Annotated in this window: 1 pseudogene; it reads left to right on the plus strand. The window is 55.8% G+C overall.

Features of this window, described 5'->3' with window-relative positions:
* A pseudogene (gene rpoB, locus ACIPIZ_RS29720) lies at positions 1-1155 on the plus strand (DNA-directed RNA polymerase subunit beta); the annotation flags it as partial.

Below are 1155 nucleotides of genomic sequence, written 5' to 3' on the forward strand. Positions count from 1 at the left end.
ACCTTTGCGGGTAAAAGTGCGCCTGATCATTTTCGCCAAAGAATCGTCGAACAAAGCGATCAAGGACATCAAAGAGCAAGAAGTCTACATGGGTGAAATCCCCCTGATGACTGAGAACGGTACCTTCGTAATCAACGGTACCGAGCGTGTAATCGTTTCCCAGCTGCACCGTTCCCCGGGCGTGTTCTTTGACCACGACCGCGGCAAGACGCATAGCTCCGGCAAACTGCTGTACTCCGCGCGCATCATTCCTTACCGCGGTTCGTGGCTGGACTTCGAGTTCGACCCGAAAGACTGCGTGTTCGTGCGTATCGACCGTCGTCGCAAGCTGCCGGCATCGGTACTGCTGCGCGCGCTCGGCTACACCACTGAAGAAGTGCTGGACGCTTTCTACACCACCAACGTTTTCCACCTGAGCGGCGAAACCCTCAGCCTGGAACTGATTGCTTCGCGTCTGCGTGGTGAAATTGCGGTTCTGGACATTCAGGACGAGAAGGGCAAGGTCATTGTTGAAGCGGGCCGCCGTATTACTGCGCGCCACATCAACCAGATCGAAAAAGCCGGTATCAAGACTCTGGAAGTACCTCTGGACTACGTCCTCGGTCGCACTACCGCCAAGGTCATCGTGCACCCGGCTACCGGCGAAATCCTGGCAGAGTGCAACACCGAACTGAACACCGAAGTCCTGGCAAAAATTGCCAAGTCCGGCGTTGTTCGCATCGAAACTCTGTACACCAACGACATCGACTGCGGTCCGTTCGTTTCCGACACGCTGAAGATCGACTCCACCAGCAACCAATTGGAAGCGCTGGTCGAGATCTATCGCATGATGCGTCCAGGCGAGCCGCCAACCAAAGACGCTGCCGAAACCCTGTTCAACAACCTGTTCTTCAGCCCTGAGCGCTATGATCTGTCTGCGGTCGGCCGGATGAAGTTCAACCGTCGTATCGGTCGTACCGAGATCGAAGGTTCGGGCGTGTTGTGCAAGGAAGACATCGTCGCGGTACTGAAGACTCTGGTCGACATCCGTAACGGTAAAGGCATCGTCGATGACATCGACCACTTGGGTAACCGTCGTGTTCGCTGCGTAGGCGAAATGGCCGAGAACCAGTTCCGCGTTGGCATGGTACTTGTTGAGAGTGCTGTCAAAGAGCG

This window comes from Pseudomonas sp. NPDC087690 (assembly GCF_044743175.1).
Taxonomy (GTDB): Bacteria; Pseudomonadota; Gammaproteobacteria; order Pseudomonadales; family Pseudomonadaceae; genus Aquipseudomonas.